The sequence below is a fragment of the Nonomuraea sp. NPDC050310 genome, assembly GCF_040655795.1.
In the GTDB taxonomy this organism is placed as follows: domain Bacteria; phylum Actinomycetota; class Actinomycetes; order Streptosporangiales; family Streptosporangiaceae; genus Nonomuraea.
This window is the reverse complement of the sequence record NZ_JBFAKP010000009.1, coordinates 212,708-233,736: the sequence shown is the minus strand read 5'-3', so window position 1 is coordinate 233,736 and position 21,029 is coordinate 212,708. Positions and strand designations below refer to the sequence as shown.

The window sequence follows — 21,029 nt, the reverse complement described above, 5'->3', positions numbered from 1 at the left end:
CGGGCGCGATTTACCATCCAGCATTTAACAATGTGTCAACGGAAGCGTCGCCGTCCGTATGGCACAATCAAGAAACGGGTGACCCCCGTCCCGATCACGACGACCACTCCTCGTCGCACGTTCCCTTCCGTCCAATGAAGTACTCAGGGGTCGCTGTGGCTGTCACCTCCCTCGAAAATCTCGATCTCGATCCGGCGTTCGCCCTGCACAGAGGCGGCAAGCTGGAGGTCAGATCGACTGTGCCCGTCCGTGACGCGGACGATCTCGCCCTCGCCTACACCCCCGGGGTGGCCCGTGTCTGCACGGCCATCGCCGATTCTCCCGAGCTCGTCAACGATTACACCTGGGTCTCGAATGTGGTCGCCGTCGTGTCCGACGGCACCGCTGTGCTAGGGCTCGGCGATATCGGACCTGCCGCCGCCATGCCCGTCATGGAAGGCAAGTCCCTGCTTTTCAAGCAGTTCGGCGGAGTCGACTCCGTGCCGATCTGCCTCGACTGCACCGGCGTCGACGAACTCGTCGAGACCATCGTCCGGCTGGCCCCGTCCTTCGGCGGGATCAACCTGGAGGACATCAGCGCGCCGCGCTGCTTCGAGGTCGAGGCCCGGCTCCGCGAGCGGCTCGACATCCCCGTCTTCCACGACGACCAGCACGGCACCGCGATCGTCACCCTGGCCGCGCTCCAGAACGCCGCGCGGCTCACCGGCCGCACCCTCGGCGACCTCCGGGCCGTCGTGGCCGGCGCGGGCGCCTCCGGCATCGCGGTCAGCCGCATCCTGATCGAAGCGGGCATCGGCGACATCGCCGTCGCCGACTCCCGCGGCATCATCTACGCCGGCCGTGACGGGCTCAACCCGATCAAGGAGGCGCTGGCGCTCGACAGCAACCGCGCGGGCCACACCGGCACCACCGAGCAGGCCCTCGCGGGCGCGGACGTCTTCGTCGGCCTGTCCGGCTCGACCGTCTCCGAGGCGGCCATCGCCGCCATGGCGCCCGGGTCGATCGTCTTCGCCCTGTCCAACCCCACGCCCGAGATCCACCCCGAGCTCGCGCGCAAGCACGCCGCCGTCGTCGCCACCGGGCGGTCCGACTTCCCCAACCAGATCAACAACGTGCTGGCCTTCCCCGGCGTCTTCCGCGGCGCGTTCGACGTCCGGGCCACCACCATCACGGAGAACATGAAGGTCGCCGCGGCCAACGCGCTCTCCGCCGTGGTCGGCGCCGACCTCACCGCCGACTACGTCATCCCGAGCCCGTTCGACGCCCGGGTCGCCCCGGCCGTCGCCCGGGCCGTGGCCGACCAGGCGCGGCTGGACGGGGTCGCCTCGCGCTGACCCGCGTGACCTAGGAGGGTACGGCTGACGCCAGCCGTACCCTCCTTCGTTTGTTTTGGGAATACCGAAACGGCCTTTACTCTTCGTGTTATAAATGAGGCTCTCTGTAAGGGCTCATCGAGGAGAGCGATGGAACGCGAGCCCAACCGACTGCTCCAGCAGCTCATCGCCGAAGCGGGATTCTCCCGCAAGGGGCTGGCTCGGCGCCTGAACGATCTCGGCACCTCCCGGGGCATCCCGGGGCTGAGATACGACCACAGTTCCGTCCTGCGCTGGATCGGCGGACAGCGACCACGCGAGCCGGTCCCGTGCCTGCTCGCGGAGATCTTCGCTCTCCGGCTCGGCCGGCCGGTCGACCCCGAGGACTTCGGGATGCCGGCCATCAGCAGTCCCCTCCACCTTGGACAAGAGTTCACGCATACGTGGGTGGAGGGAGTCGCGACAGTGACAGCGCTGTGGCGGGCCGATGTGGAACGACGACGATTCCTGGTCGATTCGACCTTCGCGATCGGGGCCGGGGCGGCCGGTGCCGTCCGCTGGCTCACCTCGCCGCCGGGCGGTCGCCCGGTGGGGGCGGGGGCGCGCAAGGTCGGCAGATCCGACGTGACCGCGATCCACGAGGTCACCCGGTCCTTCGGCGAGCTGGACAACCGCTTCGGCAGCGGGCGCGTGCGCTCCGCGGTCGTGAAATATCTGGACACCGCCGTCTCACCGCTGCTGCGGGACGGCTCCTACGACGAGGCCACCGGCCGTACCCTCGCCGCCGCCGCCGCGGAGCTCACCCGGCTGGCCGGGTGGATGGCCTACGACCTCGAACAGCACGGCCTGGCGCAGCGCTACCTCATCCAGGCGCTGCGGCTGGCGCACGGGGCGGACGACCACGCGCTGGGGAGCGAGATCCTCTCCGGGATGGCGCACCAGGCGATCTACATGGGTCAGCCCTCGCACGCCCTCGACCTCTCCCGGGCCGCCCAGCTCTCCGCCCGCCGCTCCGGCCACCGTACCCTCCTGGCCGCCGCCACCGTCCTCGAGGCGCACGCGCACGCGGGGCTGGGGGACTCGCGGTCCTGCGCCCAGGCCCTCAACGAGGCCGAGGCCGCCTTCGAGCGGCGACGGGCTTCGGAGGAGCCGGAGTGGCTGCGGTACTTCGACGCGGCCTACCTTGCGGCCAAGTTCTCCCACTGCTTCCGGGACCTGGGGGACGGGGAGCGGGCTGTGTCCTTCGCTCGCCGGTCTCTGGACATGGACGGGCGCTTTGTGCGGGGACGGATGTTCAACCTCTCGCTGCTGGCCGGCGGCCTGGTGCAGCGTGGTGAGGTGGAGGCCGCCTGTACGGCTGCCCGCGAGGCGTTCTCCTTGGCCGGGGAGCTGCAGTCGGCCCGTACACGGACGTACGTGGAAGACCTGCGGCGCCGCTTCGAGCCCTTCCGCAAGCTGAGCGCGGTACGAGAGCTCTTCGAGCACCAGCTGGCAACGGTCTAGGAACAAGTGAAGGCCCGGTCCTGAGGACCGGGCCTTCTTCCCTTTACTTCATCCCTTTAAGTGAAGGAGTTCCCTATCAGGGTTCAGCCGCGGTTTCGCCGCGTACGAGACGGCGAGAAGACCGTCACCCTGGAGGAAGATCGATTTGGGGAAGTAAAGGCCGAAGGGCTCGGCTAGGCCGAGCCCTTCGGTTTGAAGCTAACAACCCTTAGGGGGAGGTTTGGACCCTCACCCCAAGGTCACCTACCACCGGAGAAACTACGGGAGGATCTTGCCGGAGGCGACGTTCTTGGCGGCGTTGTAGACCAGAGCGGTCTCGCCGTCGAAGTACGCGGAGGTGATGTTGTCGATACGGCCGTTACCGTCGTTGTCCAGGAACAGCGAGGTGATGCCGTTGAGGTAGCCGAGACGCTTGGCGTTGCTGTACTTGAGCAGCCACGGACCACCGTCGTAACCACCGGTCACGGCGCACTTCAGGGCGATCTGCTCCTCAACCTTGTAGGTCGAGGGGGTGACCGGGCCCTTGCCCTGGGTCTTGCCGTAGCACCACTTCGGCGTCACACCGGAGTACGGCTTGGAGCCGTCGGGGTGCTGCGCGAAGGGGTAGCCGAAGGTGCGGACGTACTTGCCGGTCGGCTGGTTCCACGCGAAGCCCTGGCCACCGACGTTGTCGCCGAGGCGACCGACGTGGGCCATGGACAGCTCCACCTTGTAGTACTCACGGAAGTGGTACGTGGTGGTGGTGGACTTCTTGTAGTGCTGGTTGACGAAGAACTCGACAGTCCAGAAGCCGCCAGCGGTCTTGCTGAAGTCGATCTCGCCGGTGCCGAACTTCACCACGCCGGAGGCGGTGGTGTAGGCGTTGCCCAGCTTCTCGCCGGCGTTCTTCGCCGCGACGAAGCTGTTGTACTCCGTCTCGGTGACGCGGGTGACCTTGACGCCCTTGAGGGTGCCCAGGTGGTCGGGGGACAGGTCCTCCTGCCAACGCTGCCCGTTCTGGACACCGTCGGTGGCGGCCTCCCAAGCAGCCTGGCCAACCTCGGTCTTGACGTTGGTCGCACCCGGGTGGTTGTGCGCGACCTTGTCGTCGGGGTTCGCCACGGTCTTCGAGACCACGGGGCCCGCGTTCTCGATCGGCTCGCCCTTGGCGTCGTAGCCGGCCTCGATGCTGCCGCCAGCGTTGTACTTGGCAGCGAGCGCCTTGGCCTCAGCCTCGGTGGCGATCGGCTTCTCGTCAACGAACTTGGAGCCGTTGTACTTGAGGAAGTCGGCCTTCGAGATCTGCGTCTTCTTGGTGGTCTCGCCGTTCTCGCCACCCTTGATGCCGTCGTAGACGGTAACGAACGCGTAGTCGCGGTCGTAGTCCTCGTAGGTGGTGAAGTCGTAGTGGGTGAAGGCCTGCTTGCCCACGTAGATGCCGGCCGGGGTCTTGCCCTGGTAGTACATCGGGACGAACACCCAGCGAGAAACGACTTCCTCGTTCTTCAGGTCCTCGTACACGCAGTGACCAGCGGTGGCCACCAGGTTCTTGTAGTTGGACTGAATCGAGGTGCCGGAGCACCAGTACAGCTTGCCGTCACGGGTCTGGAAGAAGACCTTGCCGATGGTCTTGGGCAGGTTCACGTTGTGAACCTTGACCGCGGCCTTCTTCTCCTCGCCGATGGCGGGGACGACGCCCGGCTTACCGTCGGGGTTGTAGCCGCCCTTCTGGACGATCTTCTTGACGGCCTTGTAGTCGTAGTGGAACGCGGTGGCCTGACGGAGCGCCTCGTTGTTCGACTTCGTCCAGAAGTTGATGGTGTCCTGGACCTCAGCGGCGCGCTGAGCGAGGTGCGCCTCAAGGGTGCCCTCGTCGGGGGCCGCGTTGGCAGCGCCGGCCAGACCAGCAGCCAGCAGACCGGTGGCCAGAATGGCGCCACCGGCGGGGAGGAGGATGCGCTTCAAGGTAACTCCTTGCGCTGTCGTGAGACGCCTCTTGCGTCCCATGCGTCAGTAAAGGGATAGCCAGGAACATACAGTGCCGATCTTGAAAACAGGAACCCGCTTTGAGGGGAAAACGAGGGGCCCGATGGGGCGTGATCGTTCTGTGATGTTTAAGAGGCGTAAGCGCTGAAGGGGTTTCCTGCACCTGCGGTGGGCATTTCCGCAGATCAGCATAAGCTTGGTGTTAGTGGGGCGGATGTGACTGAAGCGACCCCGTGACCGTGGGTCATGTTGTGATGTGACACAGATCACATCGACTCGATGGCACCGGATCGGCCCCCCACGCGTCAAAAGGCCTCACACAAATCGGACAGATCCTCGGCAGGACCGGCGTTTGCGGGCTCTGAGAGAGCCCCAGAACCGCGGATCCCGGGCTACGAACCCCTGCGATAGGTCCTGGGAACGACGAAAGGGGCCCGGCAGAAGCCGGGCCCCTTCGCTTTATTCGCCGTACGGTCAGCCGGTGATCTTGCCGGACCACACGTTGGCAGCAGCGCGGTACACCGTGTTGGTCTCACCGTCGAAGTACGGCGAGGTGTTGGTGTCGACGCGGTCGTTGCCGTCCTGGTCGGCGAAGGTGCTGGTGACACCGTTCACGTAGCCCAGGCGCTTGGCGTTGCTGTACTTGAGGAGCCAGGGGGCGCCGTCGGCGCCCTCGGTCATCGAGCACTTGAGGGAGACGTGCTCCTCGATCTTCTTGGCGGGCGCCTGCACGACCTTGGCCGAGGTCTTGCCGTAGCACCACTTGGGCGTCACGCCGGTGAAGTTCTTGTTGCCGTCGGGGTGTGCGAGCGACGGGTAGCCGAACACGCGCACGTACTTGCCGGTGGGCTGGTTCCAGGCGAAGCCCTGGCCACCCACGTTGTCGCCGAGGCGACCGGCGTCCTTGAGCTCGTGCTCCACCTTGTAGTAGTCACGGAAGTAGTACTTCGTGGTGGAGGACTTCTTGTACCACTGGTTGAGGTAGGTCTTGACGATCCAGTACCCACCCGGGGTGGCGCTGAAGTCGATGGTGACGTCGTCGTCGAACTTCACCTTGCCGGCGGCGGAGGTGTAGGCGACGCCCAGCTCGTTGCCGGCGGCCTTCGAGGCCACGAAGTTGTTGTACTCGGTCTCCGTGACGCGCTCGTACGTGATGCCGTACTCGTTCTTCAGGCCGCTGTTCGGAGCCAGCTTCTCGTTGAAGCGGTTGCCGTTCTGGACGCCCTCGCCCGCACCCTGCCAGGTGGCCAGGCTGACCTCGGTCTTGACGTTGACCGCGCCGGGGTAGTTGTGGGCGACCTTGTCGTCGGGGTTGGGGGTGGTCTTGGAGATGACCGGGCCGGCCCCGTCGATGCTCTCGCCCTTGTCGTTGTACCCCGCCTCGACGTTGCCGCTGGCGTTGTACTTGGCGGCGAGGGTCTTGGCCTCGGCGAGGTCCTTGATCTCCTTCTCTTCGATGTACTTCGCACCCTTGTGGGCGAGGAACTCGGACTTGGAGATCTCGGTGGTCTTGTTGAACGTGCCGCCGATGCCGTTGTAGACCGTCACGAACGCGTAGTCGCGGTCGTAGTCCTCGTAGTTCGAGAAGTCGTAGTGCGTGAACGCCTGCTTGCCGACGTAGATGCCCCACGGGGTCTTGCCCTGGTAGTAGCCCGGGACGAAGACCCACTTGGACATGACGTCCGTGTTGGAGGCGACGTCGTAGACGCAGTGGCCGGCGGTGGCGACCAGGTTCTTGTACTTGGACTGGATCGAGGTGGCCGAGCACCACTTCTTCTCGCCCTTGGCGTTGACGAAGAAGACCTTGCCGATGGTCTTCGGCAGGTTCACGTTCTGAACCTTGGGGGTGGTCTTCTTCTCTTCGCCGATGGCGGGGACGCTGCCGGGCTTGCTGTCGGGCGTGTAGCCGCCCTTGCTCTTGAGCTTGGTGACGTCGGAGTTGTCCCAGACGTTCGAGGCGGTGGCGGCCTTGAGGGCGGCGTTGTTGGAGTCGCTCCAGAACTGGGCGATCTCCTGAGCCACGGCGGCGCTCTTCGCCATCGGGTCCGAGGCGACGTCGGGGGCGGCCTGGGCCGCACCGGCGAGACCGGCGGCGAGCAGACCGGTGGCGAGGACGGCGCCACTGGCCGGGATGAGGATGCGCTTCAAGGGAACTGCTCCTTGCTCTGTCGTGAGGCGAACAGGCGCCTCATGCGTCAGTAAAGGGACAGCAAGGAACATACAGGCGGGATCTTTGCAGGTGGAAGCCGTTCCGCCCTATCCGGAAGGAAGGGTTACCGTCGTTACTTTTCTGTGACATGTCAACACTTCTGTGGAATTTGTGGCGTTTTGACTGCGTGTTAGGGCTTGAGACAGATGGGCAGGGAGTGAAGAACCGCGAATCCTGCGCCGCTGAATGTGACTCAGATCACATGAGATTGATGGCACCGAATCGCGAGATCTTCCGTCTAATCCGGCCGAGTTGATCTCCAGGGCAACGAAAAACCCCGCCGGAAGGCCGACGGGGTCAAGGTTTCTGGGCCCGCTAGGAGGCGTTGGCCGCGCGCTGGTAGACGATCATCGTCCCGCTGTTGAAGTAGGAGGAGGAGACCGCGTCGTAGGTGCCCTTGGCGTCGCGGTTCCAGGTGAGGCTGTTGACGCCGTTGAGCCAGCCCAGCTTCTTGCCGGCGTCGAACTCCAGGAGCCAGGGCCCGCCGCTGGCGCCGTGGCTGAAGTTGCAGCCGGGCAGCTGCACCCCGTGCTCCAGGTTGAAGCTGGGGGAGCGGGTCTTGGTGGTGCGCCCGTCGCAGGTGGCGAGGGTGCGGCCGTCGAAGGGGCGGGTGCCGTCCGGCTGGGCGCCGGAGGGGTAGCCGAAGGCGACGGCCTGGTTGCCGACGCCGCGCAGGATGGTCAGGCCCTGGCCGCCGACGTTGTCCTGGAGCTTGCCGACCGGCACCCGGGTGGGCTTGCCGTCCTTGGTCTCCCAGCGGAAGCCGGAGTGCACGGTGATGAAGGCGTAGTCGTAGTCGTAGTCACCCTCGCCCGACCAGACGTCGTGGATGTTGAGGGTGGCGCCGATGTAGATGCCGTCCGGGGTGGTGCCGCCGGTGCCCGGGTTCGGGACGAAGATCCAGTTGTCCGCGGGGCGCAGGTTCTTCAGGTCGTAGGCGCAGTGCCCGGCGGTGGCGACGACGCTGCGGTTCTTGGCCGCCACGGCGCTCGCCGAGCACCAGTACTCCTTGCCGCTGATCAGGAAGTAGACCTTGCCGAAGGTGCGCGCCGCGCCGCCGGCCGCGGGAGGCGCGGGCGGGACGGTGCGGGCGTCGGGGACCGGGCGCCGGGCCAGGCCGAGGCTCTGGGAGGAGGCGGTCGTGGTCCCGGTGGGCTTGGGGCGGGAGCCGGGGGTGGCCGGGGTGTAGTTCTCGGCCAGCTTGAGCTTCTCCGGCTGCCAGTAGCGCGCGACCGCCTCCATCTGGGCCTCGGTCCTGGCCATGTCGACCGAGTAGGTCGGGTCGGGGGCGAGGGCGGAGCCGGTCGTCGCGGCTGCGGAAGGGGTCCCCGCGAGCGCAGGCAACAGCAGCAGCGCGCCGCTGAGGGCGGCGGCCGCGAGGTGCCTGAGTCGGGGGATCATGAAGTTACCTTCCGTTCTGGGGTGATTTTTCCAGATCAACTGCGGTAATGCAGCTCGGATCGAGATTTGTTATCTGATCAAGCCTGCCGTACCAGCGATAAAGCACCTATCAAGAACGCGCGGAGTGCCGGAGAATCCGGCACTCCGCGCTAAATGATCTACGGCTTCGGCGGGTTGCCGGACCACCGGTTGGCGGCGGCCTTGTAGACCTTGTAGGTGTCGGTGTTGAAGTACGGCGAGGAGATGTGGTCGAACCGGTCGTTGCCGTCGGTGTCCCAGGCGACGCTGTTGACGCCGTAGACGTAACCGGTGCGCGAGGTGTTCTTGTAGTTGTAGACGAACGGGCCGCCGCTCGCGCCGGCGGTGAAGGAGCACTTGAAGCCGATGTGCTCCTGGATGCGGTACTTCGGCGCGGCCGGCATCGGCGCGGTCTTGCCGTAGCACCACTTCATCGTCCGGCCGGAGTACGGCCGGTCGCCGTCGTCGTGCTTGCCGGCGGGGTAGCCGAAGGAGAAGACGTTGGCCTTCGGGCTGCGGTTCCAGGTGAAGCCCATGCCTCCGACGTTGTCGCCGAGCCGGCCGATGTACTTCTTGACCGGCTCCCAGCCGCCGCCGCTGGTCTTCTTCCAGTCGATCTTGTAGCCGTTGTAGACGTTGACGAACGCGTAGTCGAAGTCGTAGTCCTCCTTCACCACGAAGTCGTCGTGCGCGTTGAAGGTCTTGGCCTCGTAGATCCCGTAGGGCGTCTTGCCCTCCCACCGGTTGTTGCCATCCCAGTAGGACGGGATGAACACCCAGTTGTCGTGGAAGCGGTCGTGCTTGGTGTCGTACACGCAGTGGCCGGAGGTGGCCACGACGTTGCGGTACTTGCCCTGGATCGAGGTCGCGGAGCAGAACTTCCACTCCCCGTCGCCGTCGGTGAAGAACACCCGGCCGACGGTGTTGGGCAGGTTGACCTGCTTGACCTTGGGCGACTTGGCGCCCTCCTGGCCGATCGGCGGAACGGAGCCGGGCGGGCCGTCGGGGGCGTTGCCGTTGATCTTGCCGCCGCGCTGGGAGAGGTCCAGCGCGCCGTCGGCGCTCTTGGCGGCCCGGAGCTTGTCCGGGGTCCAGAACGCCAGCGCTGAGCCGGTGGTGCTCTTCGCCTCCGCGGAGACGATGTCGTCGGCGGCCACCGCGTTCGCGGGGGACAGGCCGGCCAGACCGCTGAGGGCCGCGAGAGGAATCGCGATGCCCAGCGCCTTCGTTGCTCGGGACTTCATTGCTGCTCCTTCATCCAGTTCTCGGCGGCCCAGAGCGGGGAACTGTCGCCCCGGATGGGCCAGGAAAACGAGCGAGACGCTAGCGAATGGCGCGAGGCGTAATCCAGGAAACGACGTGAAAAAGTCTGACGCGGTTCCATTCCGTTATTGAAATAGCCATTCCGCATGTATTCGGAAATGGCATCACCCCAGGTCCAGGGCCGAATAAATTCACCCTGACATCACTCGTAACAACCATCACTCAATTTACAAACGGAAGATTGTTCTGCTTAGATGGCGGCATGGATGCCCGCACCCCCTGCCTGGTCGGCGTAGCCCAGTCGACCGTTCGCGACCAGCCCGGACCGGAACCGCTCGACCTCTGGGAGCAGGTCGCCCACGAGGCCGCCCGGGAGGCCCGGCTCGACCCGGCCCGGCTGGATTCGGTCCAGATCGTCTACAGCGACTCCTGGCAGTACGACTCGCCCGCCGACCGGCTGGCCGACCGGCTCGGCGCCGCGCCGCGGCACCGGGTCTACTCCCGGGTCAGCGGTACGGCGCCGCAGCACCTGATCGGCGCGGCGGCGGCCGGGATCGCGGCGGGCGAGATGGAGGCCGCGCTGGTCGTCGGCGCCGAGGCCCTGGCCACCCGCCGGCACTACCGGCTGGCCGGCGAGCGGGTGCCGTGGAGCCACGCCGCCGACCCCAAGCCGCCCTACGGCTGGGAGCGGCCGCCGCATCCGGCCGAGCTCGCCCACGAGCTGTTCCTGCCGGTGCACACCTACGCGATCATGGAGACCGCCCGCCGGGCGGCCCTCGGCCAGTCCGTCGCCGCGGAGACGGCCGAGCGGGGTGCGCTGTTCGCGCCCATGACCGAGGTCGCCGCGGCCAACCGGCACGCCTGGCGCCGCCGCGCGATGTCGCCTGAGGAACTCGTCACGCCGGGGCCCGGCAACCGGTTCGTCGGCTGGCCGTACACCAGGAACACGGTCGCGGTGATCGAGGTGGACCAGGCTGCGGCGCTGGTCCTGGTCAGCTCCGGGCTGGCCGACCGGCTCGGCGTCCCGCGCGAGCAGCGGATCTACCTGCGCGGCTGGGCCTACGCCGAGGAGACGTGGGAGGTGGCCGCCCGGCCCGAGCTCGGCGGCGGGGCGGCGATGGCTCACGCGGCCCGGGCCGCGTTCGACCGCGCCGGGATCGGGCTCGACGAGGTGAGCGCGTTCGACCTCTACAGCTGCTTCGCGGTGGCGGTCCGCCAGGCCTGCGAGGCGCTCAAGCTCGACCCGCACGACCGGCGCGGGCTCACCGTGACCGGCGGCCTGCCGTACGCGGGAGGCCCGTCGAGCTGCTACGTCCTGCACTCGACCGCGACGATGGCCGCGCTGTTGCGCGAGGGCGGCCACGGCCTGGTGACCGGGGTCGGCATGCACCTGACCAAGCACACCTACGCCGTCTGGTCGAGCGAGCCCGGCGGCCGGCTCGGCGACGCGCGCCCGGTGTCCACCGCCGACCCGGTGCCGATCGCCGACACCCACGAGGGACCGGCCGTGGTCGCGGGCTACACCGTGGCCCACGGCCGCGACGGCGTCGCCGAGCGCGGGATCCTCGTCGCCGACCTGCCCGACGGCCGCCGCACCCATGCTCTGGTACGGCAGGCGGACCTGCTCGCCGACGCGGAGCGCCGGGAACTGGTGGGGCAGGCCGTGCACCTGACCACGGACGGGCCGGTGAATGTCGCGACCTGGTGACACAGGTTGCGAACCTGTGATGATTTCGCCAGGTCCGAAGCCTTGCGCGGGCAGGCCCGCTCAACTGGACTGCCGGTGTGGGCGAGCAGTTCGACGTGATCGAGGCGGGCACCCCGCGCCGGCGCCGCCGGTTGGGCGTGGCCCTCCTGGCGCTCGTGGTCGCGGTGCCGCTGGCCGGGTGGCTGATCAGCCGCGACCCCGAGCCGGCGCAACAGGCCGAGCGGCAGCGGCCGGAACCGATCAGCACCCTGGTGACCGTCGGCACGAGACCGAACGTGCTGACGCCCACCCCCCGCCTGGTGGGCGGCGAGAAGGTCCTGGACCTGGTCTTCCCCGACGGCCGCCGCGCGGAGCTGCGCTACCCGGCCGATCTCGACTTCGAGAGCCTCGGCATCCGGCCCTTCCAGGGCGCGGTGCTGCGGGGCGAGACCATGAACCACTACCGCCAGCTCGTCGCGCCCTTCTCCGGCGAGGTCGAGATCACCAAGGGCGGCCAGCCGCTGCGGCACTTCACGCCGAACGTCACGCTCTGGCCCCGGCCCTCCGGCAGCAACCCCGGCCAGGTGCTGCTGTTCGGCTTCGGCGACTGGCGGCTGGCGCTCTACGACCGGCCCAACGGGCTCACCTTCGACCAGCGCATGACCTGGGCGCGCAACCTGAAGGGCACGGTCACCCCGGAGGGCTTCCTCACCCTCTCGGCGACCGGGCCGCTGCGGCTGTCGAAGCCGGGTGAGTACGGCTACGGCCGCGAACCGGCCGGCCCGCAACTGTGGTTCGGCACCTCCACCGGGCACATGCTCGTCCTGGTCCCGCTGCCGGGCTGCCGACGCAACCTGCGGCCGCCGTCGGTGATCATGGGGACCGGCAGCTACGGCTGGGTCTGCCGGTCGGGCGTCTACATCGGCGTCGCCGGGCCACGCCGGTACATCGACCACGCGCTCGAGAGCGTCGAGATCACCGTGAAGTAGGGTGCGGCCATGTTCGCCGTAACCGCCACGCAGACCGATGTCGCGAACCCGCTCGCGGGCCTGACCCTGGGCGAGCGCCCCGAACCGGAGGTGCCGGAGGGGTGGACGACCGTCACCGTACGGGCCGCCGCGCTCAACCACCACGACCTGTGGACGCTCAAGGGCGTCGGCATCCGCCAGGACCGCCTGCCCATCGTGCTCGGCTGCGACGCCGCCGGGCTCGACGAGGACGGCAACGAGGTGATCGTGCACTCCGTGATCGGCTCGGGGCCCGACGAGACCCTCGACCCCAAGCGCAGCCTGCTGTCGGAGACCCACGACGGCACCTTCGCCGAGCGGGTGGCGGTGCCGCGCCGCAACCTGGTGTCCAAGCCGGCCGCGCTCAGCTTCGAGGAGGCGGCCTGCCTGCCCACCGCGTGGCTGACCGCCTACCGCATGCTCTTCGACAAGGCCGAGCTCCAGCCGGGCTCGACGGTGCTGGTCCAGGGCGCGGGCGGCGGCGTCGCCACCGCGCTGATCGCGCTCGGCCGGGCCGGAGGCTACCGCGTCTGGGCGACCTCCCGCAGCGAGGACAAGCGCGAGCGGGCCCTGCAGCTCGGCGCCGACCAGGTCTTCGAGCCCGGCGCCCGGCTGCCCGAGCGGGTGGACGCGGTCATGGAGACCGTGGGCCAGGCCACCTGGGACCACTCGCTCAAGTCGCTGCGGCCCGGCGGGCGCGTCGTCGTCTCCGGCGCCACCAGCGGCGCGGTCCCGCCGGCCGACCTCAACCGGGTCTTCTTCCTGCAGCTGTCGGTGGTCGGCTCGACCATGGGCACCCGCGACCAGCTCCAGCGGCTGGCCGTCTTCCTGGAGCAGACCGGGGTGCGGCCGGTGATCGACCGGGTGGTCCCGCTGGCCGAGGCCCGCGACGGTTTCGCCGCCATGCACGAGGGTGACGTCTTCGGGAAAATCGTCTTCACCGCATAGTGGGTACATCTCGTCCATGGGGCCTGGGACGAGATTGTGGGACACGGCGGGTGAATACCGAAATCTGCTGGTCGCCGGGAGCGCGCTGGTCCTCCAGACCATGCACCCGGCGGTCGGCGCCGCGGTCGCCCAGCGCTCCGACTTCCGCACCGACCCCTGGGGACGGCTCAGCCGCACCCTCGGCTCGGTGCAGCGCTGGGTCTACGCCGACGGCGAGGCCGAGGTGCGCCGGCTGCGCGACCTGCACGCCGGGATCAAGGGCGTCGACGAGTACGGCAGGCCGTACCACGCGTTGCAGGCGGAGGCCTGGGCCTGGGTGCACTGGAGCCTGTTCGAGCAGTTCCGCACCCTCGAACGGATCTTCGGCGCTGGGCCGGTGGACGAGCGGGCGATGTTCGACGACTTCCAGGCGCTCGGGCGGCTGCTGCGGGTGCGCTCGCCCTTCGACGACCTGGCCGGGTATGCCGCCTACTTCGACCGGATGGTGGCCGAGCGGCTGGAGGCGCACCCGACCGCGATCGAGGTGCTGGCGACGTTGCGTGCCACGCCCAGCCCGCCGTACGTGCCGGGGCTGGTGTGGAAGCCGGTGGGGGTGCCGGCCAGCGAGCTGAACTACTTCATCACCGTGGGGACGTTGCCGCCTGCCGTACGGGAGAAGCTGGGGTTGCGGTGGTCGGCCCGGCGGGAGCGGCTGCTGCGGGCGATCGGCCGGGCGGCCGCGGCGGTGGCGCCGCGGCTGCCGGAACGGGTGCGGTACATGCCGCTGGCCTACCGCGCCCGCCGGGCCGCCCGGGGCTAGTCCCTCAGCGCCCTCAGCGCCCTCAGCGCCCTCAGCGCCCTCAGCGCCCTCAGCGCCCTCAGCGCAGGGTGTCGCCGATCCGGGCGGCGGCCTCGTCGAGCGCCCGCCGGGCCTCCTCCAGGGAGCGGCGGGTGAGCCGGCCCGCGGAGGCGTCCTGGCGGACCCGGGCGACGAAGTCGGCCAGCAGCTCGCCCAGGTCGGCGTCGAGCTGCGCCCGCTCCTCGGCGTCGTCGTCGTAACCCCCGCCCAGCGTGCTCCACGCGTCGGTCCAGATGCGCCGCCACTCGCGGCTCCACCGGTCGCTCTCGTCCTGCCAGCGGGTCCACTGCGAGGTGCCGCTGCTGCGCACGTTCTTGGCCGCCTGCGCCAGCTCCTCGCGCAGGGACCGGACGGTCGAGCGCACGTCCTCCTTGACCTCGCGCGCGATGTCCTGGACCGAGGCGGAGATCTCCTGCTCCAGCTCGGCCAGCTCGTCGAGGCGCTCGTTCAGCTCGGCGCGGCCCTGGTCGGTGAGCGAGAAGACCTTCTTGCCGTCGATGACCTCGTGCGTGACCAGGCCCTCCTCCTCCAGTCGGGCCAGGCGCGGGTAGATCGTGCCGGGGGAGGGCGAGTAGACGCCCAGGAAGCGGTCCTGGAGCAGCCGGATCACCTCGTAGCCGTGCCTCGGGCTCTCCTCCAGCAGCTTGAGCAGGTACAGGCGCAGCCGGCCGTGCCCGAAGACGGGGCTCATTCCTTGTCTCCCTTGAGCAGGGTCACCCGGCCGGAGACCGACTTGACCGAGAGTTCGGCCATGCCGCCGCCGATCCGCCCGGACAGGTGTTTGGACCCGGGCCGCTGGGAGGCCGACAGCCCGTCGAAGGCGGAGTCGAGCCGGCCCGTGGTCGAGCGCAGGGTGATGTCGGTGTCCACGGTGGGCGGCAGCCGTACCAGGACGTCTCCCGACACGGTGTTGATGGTGACGTGACCGGTCGGGCGCAACCGCAGGTCGGCGGTGATCCGGCCGGAGACGGTCGTCGCCTTCAGCCGGCGCGGGAAGCCGCCGGCGACGGTGAGGTCGCCGGAGACGCTCTTGAAGTTCAGGTCGCCCTCCATCGCGCGGCTCTCCAGCGGCCCCGAGACGGTCTCGGCGGCCACATCGCCGCTGACCCCGTCGAGGGTGACCTCGCCCGAGACGCTGCGCACCCGGGTGCGGCGCTCGAAGCCGGCCACGACCGCCGAGGCGGTCACCACGCCGGCGTTGACCGGGCACGTCTTCGGCACGGTGATGGTCAGGCTGCAACTGCGCTTGGCCGGGCCGCGCAACCAGGACAGCACGCCGTCCCAGGTGAGGTCCTGGTAGGCGATGGTCAGCGTGCCGTCCTCCTCGTGGGTGACGATGAGGGGGGAGCTGTTGATCTCCGTGACCTCCAGCACCGAAGGCCCGTCGTCGCTCGCGAGCACGTCCAGCCGGCCGGCCACGGTGCGCACGTTGAGCGCGGTCACCGAGTCGAAGGTGAGCTGCCCCGGCTCGTCAATGGTCCACTCCATGCATACACGATATGTCGCGTTGCCTGGAAACTCAAGATATATCGCGGATCGCTACTCGTCCTCGTCGTCGTCGAGCCGCGCCAGCCACGTCGCCAGCCGCTCCACGGGCGTCTCGAACTCCGGGTTCAGGTCGACGAACTCGCGCAGCCGCTCGCCCAGCCAGGTGAGGCTGACCTCCTCCTCGCCACGCCGCGAAACGAGCTCCTCGATCCCCCTGTCGGTGAAGTACATGGGCCTCAGCCTACTGGCGGTGAACTGAGCAGATTCGCCAGTCCCTCCACCGGAACCCAGGCGTGCCCGCGGCCGTGCGAGACGCGCAGGAGCAGCCCTCGCGACTCCAGTTCGCGCAGGTCGGTGCGTGCGGTCTGGCTGGCGACATTATGACTGGACGCGTGCGACGCGACGGTGAAGCGAGCCGACTGCTGCTTGATCGCGCGGTCGAGGATCGCGAGCTGCCGGTGATTGAACTCCCCGGCCCGGCCACTCAGCGCGCGGCGCAGCCGGTCGCTCTCCTCCGCCTTGCGCTTGATGTAGTCGTGCAGGTCGGTGATGGCTCGCTTCAAGATCTCCAACTGGTAGACGGTGAAGTAGGTGAGATCGCCCTCGTCGTCTTCGCTGTGCAGGAAGCTTCGACCGTAGCGCGCCTGGGCGCCTTTCAGCAGCCGGGAGATCGAAACGAACTCGATGAGCCAGAAGCCCTGGTTGAGCATGGAGTAGTAGAACAGCGCGCGGGCCGTCCTGCCGTTTCCGTCGCGGAAGGGGTGATCGTAGGCGAGCATGAAGTGCACGATGATCGCCCTGATGGCCGGTGGGACGTACACCCGCTCGTCCTCGCCGTTGGCGAAGGCGCAGAGCCGGGCCAAGCGCTCGGGAAGTTCCTCTGCTGGAGGCGGCTGGTGAAGTACTTCGCCGAGCGTGTCCGCGACCACGACTCGCGGCTCGCCCGGCAACTGGAGGCGGCCGGCTCCGGCGGGATCGTCGAGAGTGTCCTCCGTGACGATTCGATGGATCTCGCAGACCAACTCGGGAGTGAGTCGTTCACCACGCAGGGTGCCGATGTGGCGCATCGCCTGGTAGTTGTTGACGATCATCCGCTCGTCGTGTGTGCGGGGCCGGCGGCCCGTTCGGAGCATCTCCTTGGCCACTGCGAAGGTGGTCGCCGCACCTTCCATCTGACTGGAAGTGATCGCTTCGGCCATGAGGGAGCTGACGATGTACCGATCGCGGCTGTCGTCGGTCATGGCCGAGGGCGGACCGATGATCTGCCCGCTGGAGTGCCTGGTGATCCAGTCGACACTCCTCAACACCTCGTCAGGCAACGCGAAGCTGAACGGTTCCCCGGAGATGTCCATCAGCGGAAGCTCCCGGCGCATGCCCGCCCTCGCGAGCTTGGTCACCGCCCAGTGCTCCTCGGGAGAGAGGCCGGCCGGGGTGGGACGCCGTCGGAACTCATCCCAGGGCCGGTAGGGCGTCTCCGGGCCGACCTGCTGGATATGCGGCAGAAGTCGTGCAGTGATCAGATCGCGCCAGGCGGGAGGGCGTTTGGGTCGTCGCATCGGTACCTGCTAAGTCTGCAACCGTTAGCAGCTAATTAGCTGCTAACAGCTCACAGATTAGCAGCTAAGTGCCTCCGAAAACGAAGAAAGCGCCCCCGCGAACAGCGGGGGCGCCTTCTTTACGGCTGGATCAGCCGAAGAGCTGGTGCAGGATCTCTTCGAGCTCCCGGTCGTGGGCGGCGTGCGAGCCGGCCGCGGGGGAGCTGTTGGGCGTACGGCTCACGCGGCGCGGGCTGCGGCCACCGAACAGGTCGGGGTTCTCGGCCAGCTTGAGCGTGAGGTACGGCCACGGCCCCATGTTGACCGGCTCGTCCTGCGCCCAGACCAGCTCGACGCCGGACCCGTAGCGAGCGAGCTCGGCGTCGAGCTCCTCCTGCGGGAACGGGTAGAGCCGCTCCAGGCGGACGATCGCCACGTCCTGGCGGCCGGCCTTGTCGCGGCCCTGCACCAGGTCGTAGTAGAGCTTGCCGGAGACCATCACGACCTTGGTCACCTGGGCCGGGTCGACGGTGGTGTCACCGATGACCGGCTGGAAGGTGCCCTGCGTGAAGTCGGCCGCCTTGGAGGTCGCCAGCTTGTGCCGCAGCAGCGACTTGGGCGTGAAGACCACCAGCGGCTTGTGCCGGCCCGACTCGACCTGCCAGCGCAGCAGGTGGAAGTAGTTGGCCGGCGTGGTCGGCTGGGCGACGGTCATGTTGTCGAGGGCGCAGACCTGCAGGAAGCGCTCGATGCGGGCGCTGGAGTGGTCGGGGCCCTGACCCTCGTAGCCGTGCGGCAGGAGCAGGACGACGCCCGACTTCTGGCCCCACTTCTGCTCGCCCGAGGAGATGAACTCGTCGATGATCGTCTGGGCGCCGTTGACGAAGTCGCCGAACTGCGCCTCCCAGGCCACCAGGGCGTCGGGACGCACGGTGCTGTAGCCGTACTCGAAGCCCAGCGCCGCGAACTCGCTCAGCAGCGAGTCGTAGACGTAGAACTTCGTGGTGCCCTGGTTGAAGGCCTTGAGCGGGGTGTGCTCGGCGCCGGTGACCCGGTCGACCAGCACGGCGTGGCGCTGGACGAAGGTGCCCCGGCGGGAGTCCTGGCCGACCAGGCGGACCGGGTGGCCGTCGATCAGCAGGGAGCCGAAGGCGATGGTCTCGCCCATGGCCCAGTCGATCTGGTCCTGCTCGACCATCGGGCCGCGGCGCTGGATGATCGGGCCCAGCCGCGGGTGGACGGTGAAGCCCTCGGGCAGGTTGAGCTGGGTGTCGACGATGCGCTTGAGCGTCTCGTCGGAGATCGCCGTGGGCGTGTCGGTGTGCGACCACTTGACGACCTCGGTCGGCGGCACGCGCAGCTCGCCGCTGCTCTCCTGCGGCTTCTTGGCCGCCTCGCGGACCTCGGTGAAGGCCTGCTCCAGCTTGGCCTGGTAGTCGCGCAGCGCCTGCTCGGCCTCTTCGACCGTGATGTCGCCGCGGCCGATCAGGGCCTCGGTGTAGAGCTTACGGGTGGAGCGCTTGGCGTCGATGATGTCGTACATCAGCGGCTGCGTGTAGGCGGGGTTGTCGCCCTCGTTGTGGCCACGGCGCCGGTAGCAGATCATGTCGATCACGACGTCCTTGCGGAACGCCTGCCGGTACTCGAAGGCCAGCTTGCCCACGCGCACGACGGCCTCGGGGTCGTCGCCGTTGACGTGGAAGATCGGCGCCTGGATCATCCGGGCGACGTCGGTGGCGTAGACGCTCGACCGCGAGGAGGCGGGCGAGGTGGTGAAGCCCACCTGGTTGTTGACCACCACGTGCACGGTGCCGCCGGTGCGGTAGCCGCGAAGCTGCGACAGGTTGAGCGTCTCGGCCACGACGCCCTGGCCGGCGAAGGCCGCGTCGCCGTGGACCAGGATCGGCAGGACGGTGAAGCCCTCCTCGCCGCGCTCCAGGAGGTCCTGCTTGGCGCGGACGACGCCCTCCAGCACCGGGTCGACCGCCTCCAGGTGGGAGGGGTTGGCGACCACGGAGGCCGTGATGGCCTTGCCGCTGTGGCCGGAGAACTCGCCGGTGGCGCCGAGGTGGTACTTCACGTCGCCGGAGCCGTGCGCGGTGCGGGGGTCGATGTTGCCCTCGAACTCGCCGAAGATCTGGGCGTAGGACTTGCCCACGATGTTGGCCAGCACGTTGAGGCGGCCCCGGTGGGCCATGCCGATGACGACCTCGTCGAGCGCGTCGTCGGCGGCGGCGTCGATCACCGAGTCGAGCAGCGGGATGAGCGACTCGCCGCCCTCCAGCGAGAAGCGCTTCTGGCCGACGAACTTCGTCTGCAGGAAGGTCTCGAAGGCCTCGGCGGTGTTGAGCCGGCCCAGGATGTGGAGCTGCTCGGCGCGGTCGGGGGCCTTGTACGGCTTCTCCACCCGCGCCTGGATCCAGGCCCGCTCCTCGGGGTTCTGGATGTGCATGTACTCGATGCCGATGGTGCGGCAGTAGGAGTCGCGCAGCACGCCCAGGATCTCGCGCAGCTTGGCCAGCGGCTTGCCGCCGAACCCGCCGGTGGCGAACTCGCGCTCCAGGTCCCACAGCGTCAGGCCGTGCGACTGGATGTCGAGGTCGGGGTGCTTGCGCTGCTTGTACTCCAGCGGGTCGGTCTCGGCCATGAGGTGGCCGCGGACCCGGTAGGCGTGGATCAGCTCGATGACCCGGGCGGACTTGGCCACGTCGTCGTCGTGGGAGGCCGAGATGTCCTGGACCCAGCGGACCGGCTCGTACGGGATGCGGAGCGACTCGAAGATCTCGTCGTAGAAGCCGTCCTCGCCCAGCAGCAGCCGGTGGATCGTGCGCAGGAAGTCGCCCGACTGGGCGCCCTGGATGATCCGGTGGTCGTAGGTGCTGGTGAGCGTCATGACCTTGGAGACGGCCAGGCGGCTCAGCGTGTCGGGGGAGGCGCCCTGGTACTCGGCCGGGTACTCCATCGCCCCGACGCCGATGATCGTGCCCTGTCCGGGCATGAGGCGCGGGACGGAGTGCACGGTGCCGATCGTGCCGGGGTTGGTCAGCGAGATCGTGGTGCCCTGGAAGTCGTCGACGCCGAGCTTGCCGGCGCGCGCCTTGCGGACCACGTCCTCGTAGGCCATCCAGAACTGGCGGAAGTCCATGTCGTCGGCGCCCTTGATGGAGGGCACGAGGAGCTGGCGGTCGCCGTTGCTCTTCTGGACGTCGATCGCCAGGCCGAAGCCGACGTGCTCGGGCTTGACCAGCGTGGGCTTGCCGTCGACCTCGGCGTAGGAGTAGTTCATCTCCGGCATCGCCCGGAGCGCCTTGACGATGGCGTAGCCGATCAGGTGGGTGAAGGAGACCTTGCCGCCGCGACCGCGCTTCAGGTGATTGTTGATCACGATGCGGTTGTCGATGAGCAGCTTGGCCGGGATCGCCCGGACGCTCGTCGCGGTCGGGACCGACAGCGACAGGTCCATGTTCGCCGCGGTGCGCGCTGCGGCGCCCCGGAGCTTGACCTCTTCAGCGCCGGCCGGGATCGGCGTGCTCACCTTCGGCTTCTCCACGGTTGTAGGAGCGGGAGCCGGAGCGGGCGCGGTGGTCACCGGGCCGTTCGCCGCCTCCCTGACCGGGGGTCGGCCCGGTCCGTAGTCAGGGTTGTAGTCAGCGAAGAAGTTCCACCAAGCCTTGTCGACCGACTCGGGGTCCTGGAGATACTTCTGGTACAGCTCGTCGACAAGCCACTCGTTTTGCCCAAAGCTTGCCAGCGGGTTTGTCCGCGACGACTCAGACGACACGGCGGAAATCGCCCTCTTCCGCAGATCGGCGTTGATGTTAGAGAACCTGTCCAAGGCTACTCGCCCGAACTGG

15 protein-coding genes are annotated in these 21,029 nt (G+C 68.3%); 6 read left to right on the top strand and 9 right to left on the bottom strand.

Features of this window, described 5'->3' with window-relative positions; genetic code table 11:
• Window positions 1-134: 134 nt before the first annotated feature.
• Window positions 135-1,334, top strand: a complete 1,200-nt coding sequence (locus AB0I67_RS22840; protein WP_357926882.1) for an NADP-dependent malic enzyme — start codon at window positions 135-137, stop codon at window positions 1,332-1,334.
• Between the two features lie 129 nt (window positions 1,335-1,463).
• Window positions 1,464-2,816, top strand: a complete 1,353-nt coding sequence (locus AB0I67_RS22835) for a hypothetical protein (RefSeq protein ID WP_357926879.1) — start codon at window positions 1,464-1,466, stop codon at window positions 2,814-2,816.
• A 258-nt stretch (window positions 2,817-3,074) separates the two neighbouring features.
• Here AB0I67_RS22835 and AB0I67_RS22830 read toward each other — a convergent pair whose 3' ends face one another.
• From AB0I67_RS22830 to AB0I67_RS22815, 4 genes are all read right to left on the bottom strand, one after another.
• Window positions 3,075-4,760, bottom strand: coding sequence for a hypothetical protein (locus AB0I67_RS22830; protein ID WP_357926877.1), 1,686 nt, complete (start codon window positions 4,758-4,760; stop codon window positions 3,075-3,077).
• A gap of 495 nt (window positions 4,761-5,255) precedes the next feature.
• The gene (locus AB0I67_RS22825) at window positions 5,256-6,929 is read right to left on the bottom strand and encodes a hypothetical protein (RefSeq protein ID WP_357926874.1); all 1,674 of its coding nucleotides are present in this window, start codon (window positions 6,927-6,929) and stop codon (window positions 5,256-5,258) included.
• A gap of 376 nt (window positions 6,930-7,305) precedes the next feature.
• Complete coding sequence (locus tag AB0I67_RS22820) at window positions 7,306-8,391, bottom strand: hypothetical protein (protein WP_357926872.1); 1,086 nt, start codon at window positions 8,389-8,391, stop codon at window positions 7,306-7,308.
• 158 nt (window positions 8,392-8,549) lie between these two features.
• Entirely contained in the window at window positions 8,550-9,653 is a 1,104-nt protein-coding gene (locus AB0I67_RS22815) for a serine protease (protein ID WP_357926869.1), read from the bottom strand.
• Between the two features lie 281 nt (window positions 9,654-9,934).
• On the opposite strand from AB0I67_RS22815, the gene AB0I67_RS22810 reads away from it, so the two are divergent.
• From AB0I67_RS22810 to AB0I67_RS22795, 4 genes are all read left to right on the top strand, one after another.
• Window positions 9,935-11,380: an acetyl-CoA synthetase gene (locus tag AB0I67_RS22810; RefSeq protein WP_357926865.1), complete on the top strand. Its 1,446-nt coding sequence runs from the start codon at window positions 9,935-9,937 to the stop codon at window positions 11,378-11,380.
• Between the two features lie 77 nt (window positions 11,381-11,457).
• The gene (locus AB0I67_RS22805) at window positions 11,458-12,348 is read left to right on the top strand and encodes a hypothetical protein (RefSeq protein ID WP_357926862.1); all 891 of its coding nucleotides are present in this window, start codon (window positions 11,458-11,460) and stop codon (window positions 12,346-12,348) included.
• A 9-nt stretch (window positions 12,349-12,357) separates the two neighbouring features.
• Entirely contained in the window at window positions 12,358-13,314 is a 957-nt protein-coding gene (locus tag AB0I67_RS22800; RefSeq protein WP_357926859.1) for a zinc-binding dehydrogenase, read from the top strand.
• 16 nt (window positions 13,315-13,330) lie between these two features.
• Complete coding sequence (locus tag AB0I67_RS22795; RefSeq protein WP_357926856.1) at window positions 13,331-14,113, top strand: oxygenase MpaB family protein; 783 nt, start codon at window positions 13,331-13,333, stop codon at window positions 14,111-14,113.
• A gap of 58 nt (window positions 14,114-14,171) precedes the next feature.
• On the opposite strand, the gene AB0I67_RS22790 is transcribed toward AB0I67_RS22795, so the two are convergent.
• From AB0I67_RS22790 to AB0I67_RS22770, 5 genes are all read right to left on the bottom strand, one after another.
• On the bottom strand, window positions 14,172-14,843 hold the full coding sequence (locus AB0I67_RS22790) for a helix-turn-helix transcriptional regulator (RefSeq protein ID WP_357926853.1): 672 nt from the start codon (window positions 14,841-14,843) through the stop codon (window positions 14,172-14,174).
• Window positions 14,840-15,640 carry a DUF4097 family beta strand repeat-containing protein gene (locus AB0I67_RS22785; RefSeq protein ID WP_357926849.1) on the bottom strand — a complete coding sequence of 267 codons (801 nt, stop codon included), beginning with the start codon at window positions 15,638-15,640 and terminating at the stop codon, window positions 14,840-14,842. The genes AB0I67_RS22790 and AB0I67_RS22785 overlap by 4 nt, the downstream gene beginning before the upstream one ends.
• A 51-nt stretch (window positions 15,641-15,691) precedes the next feature.
• Entirely contained in the window at window positions 15,692-15,871 is a 180-nt protein-coding gene (locus AB0I67_RS22780; protein WP_357926846.1) for a DUF6104 family protein, read from the bottom strand.
• 5 nt (window positions 15,872-15,876) lie between these two features.
• Window positions 15,877-17,196 (bottom strand): Fic family protein, encoded by a 1,320-nt coding sequence (locus tag AB0I67_RS22775; RefSeq protein ID WP_357926843.1) that lies wholly within the window; start codon window positions 17,194-17,196, stop codon window positions 15,877-15,879.
• A 130-nt stretch (window positions 17,197-17,326) separates the two neighbouring features.
• A complete protein-coding gene (locus tag AB0I67_RS22770) occupies window positions 17,327-20,956 on the bottom strand; it encodes a multifunctional oxoglutarate decarboxylase/oxoglutarate dehydrogenase thiamine pyrophosphate-binding subunit/dihydrolipoyllysine-residue succinyltransferase subunit (protein WP_357926841.1) in 3,630 nt (1,209 codons plus the stop codon).
• Between the last annotated feature and the right edge of the window lie 73 nt (window positions 20,957-21,029).

Excerpts from the sequence above, each read along its gene's own strand:
- AB0I67_RS22835 (WP_357926879.1), top strand. The coding sequence starts at position 1,464 with ATGGAACGCGAGCCCAACCGACTGCTCCAGCAGCTCATCGCCGAAGCG.
- AB0I67_RS22795 (WP_357926856.1), top strand. The coding sequence starts at position 13,331 with ATGGGGCCTGGGACGAGATTGTGGGACACGGCGGGTGAATACCGAAAT.
- AB0I67_RS22785 (WP_357926849.1), bottom strand. The coding sequence starts at position 15,640 with ATGGAGTGGACCATTGACGAGCCGGGGCAGCTCACCTTCGACTCGGTG.
- AB0I67_RS22800 (WP_357926859.1), top strand. The coding sequence starts at position 12,358 with ATGTTCGCCGTAACCGCCACGCAGACCGATGTCGCGAACCCGCTCGCG.
- AB0I67_RS22820 (WP_357926872.1), bottom strand. The coding sequence starts at position 8,391 with ATGATCCCCCGACTCAGGCACCTCGCGGCCGCCGCCCTCAGCGGCGCG.
- AB0I67_RS22815 (WP_357926869.1), bottom strand. The coding sequence starts at position 9,653 with ATGAAGTCCCGAGCAACGAAGGCGCTGGGCATCGCGATTCCTCTCGCG.
- AB0I67_RS22790 (WP_357926853.1), bottom strand. The coding sequence starts at position 14,843 with ATGAGCCCCGTCTTCGGGCACGGCCGGCTGCGCCTGTACCTGCTCAAG.
- AB0I67_RS22810 (WP_357926865.1), top strand. The coding sequence starts at position 9,935 with ATGGATGCCCGCACCCCCTGCCTGGTCGGCGTAGCCCAGTCGACCGTT.
- AB0I67_RS22780 (WP_357926846.1), bottom strand. The coding sequence starts at position 15,871 with ATGTACTTCACCGACAGGGGGATCGAGGAGCTCGTTTCGCGGCGTGGC.
- AB0I67_RS22775 (WP_357926843.1), bottom strand. The coding sequence starts at position 17,196 with ATGCGACGACCCAAACGCCCTCCCGCCTGGCGCGATCTGATCACTGCA.
- AB0I67_RS22840 (WP_357926882.1), top strand. The coding sequence starts at position 135 with ATGAAGTACTCAGGGGTCGCTGTGGCTGTCACCTCCCTCGAAAATCTC.